The organism is Aliidongia dinghuensis, from assembly GCF_014643535.1.
GTDB classification, from domain to species: domain Bacteria; phylum Pseudomonadota; class Alphaproteobacteria; order ATCC43930; family CGMCC-115725; genus Aliidongia; species Aliidongia dinghuensis.
Genome location: NZ_BMJQ01000050.1, coordinates 1 through 1,538 on the forward strand (window position 1 = coordinate 1; position 1,538 = coordinate 1,538).

Genomic DNA, 1,538 nt, shown 5'->3' on the forward strand with positions numbered 1-1,538 from the left:
GTCGTCCGTGAAGAACCCGCCTGAGCGATATTTCAGGCGGGTTTTGCGTCTGTGCCGTCGGCGGGCCAGACCTGGATCCAGGCACACAAGATCGCTGTGAACCACCTCAGCAGGAGGTGGAAATTGAAGCCGGCGGCGGCGAGGACGGCGTTGATGCGGTCGCCGTCCTGCCCCTTGAGGTAATTGCGGTCCATCCGGTGCTCGGCCTTCAGGTGGCCGATGACGGGCTCGATCGCCGCCCTTCGTTTCATTTCTCGTTTGATGGCGGCCGTGGTGCGGCGGACCTGGCCGGTGATCCAGACCCGGAACTTCTCCGGGTGGCTGTGGCCCTTGTAGCCCTTGTCGACGTGGATGCGCTTGGGCTCCATGCCGGTGAGCCGGGTCAGGTCGGCGATGACCGGGCCGAGCGTATGGCCGTCGAACGGATTGCCGTGCAGCGCCTTGGCGTGGAGCACGAACTGGCCGCCCTTGGGCTTGGTGACCGGCGTCACGACCGAGACCTTGCAGCCGAATTCGTAGGGCGTGCGGGCCTTGCCCTTGCCGATGCATTCGACCTCGGGCGCATGGAGGGAATAGACCTTCTGGCCGCGCTGGCGGTGGTGTTGGTGCCGGACCTTGACCGCCAAGTCCCGCAGCGGCGCGAAGCGATCGTCGAGGGCGGCATCGCCGGCGATCTTGCGATTGATGTCGCGGATCAGGCGGCCGAGCCGGGTGCGCAGGAACTTCAGTTCCCGGTTGGCGCGCCTGAACTGGTGCGCGTGGGTATAGCGCCCGACCATGATGGCGGCTCGCTTGGCGAGCCTCAGATAGCTCTGGCGCAGCGCGACGCCGTGCTGCTTGGCGAACGCGACCAGCTTCTCGATCGCCCGGTGGGTCAGGCGCGCGTCGGTCGGGTGCGCGATCGCCTTCGGCTGGACGGTGGTATCGACCGCCACCCGTTCGAGATCCTTGGTGGCGAGCGCACCGGTCTTGGCGGCGACCGCCAGGCTCTCCTGGATCAGCGCCGCGAGCCGCTCCTCGCCGAGCCGCTGGCGCCAGCGCGTCAAGGACGAGCGGTCGAAGCGCAACTCGTGCCGGAACACCTCTTCGCCGCAGAAATATTGGAAATACGGGTTCTCGACCCAGCGGGCGCACAGGGCCTCGTCCGACAGCGAATGCATGTGCTTCAGGATCAGCAGCCCGGCCATCAACCGGACCGGCAAGGGCGGATGACCGGCGCCGGGCTTGTAGATCCCGCCGAGCTGCCGATCGAGAAAGCCCCAATCGATCTGCTGCGCCAGCCGCACCAGCGGGTGGCCCATGTCGATGGTCTGATCCAGCGCCGGCCGGAACAGCTCCTTCTGACGATCGTCCCGAGGCTGCGCCATCGCGTTCCCCCAGCGGAATTCCCTTGGAGAATCGAATCAGAAATCGCCGAAATGGGGAATCGAAAACGCAGAAAAACCGCCGTCTTGACACGGCTTTCCTGCAAATCCAGTTACTTCAGCGCTCCGGAAAACCGCGCCAGATCAATCGCCTATCGATTGATCACGGACGAC

General features: G+C 65.4%; 1 protein-coding gene. It reads right to left on the bottom strand.

Translation table 11 applies throughout. From position 1 onward, the window contains the following. Window positions 1–32: 32 nt before the first annotated feature. Window positions 33–1,367, bottom strand: coding sequence for an IS5 family transposase (locus IEY58_RS34100; RefSeq protein ID WP_189052653.1), 1,335 nt, complete (start codon window positions 1,365–1,367; stop codon window positions 33–35). Between the last annotated feature and the right edge of the window lie 171 nt (window positions 1,368–1,538).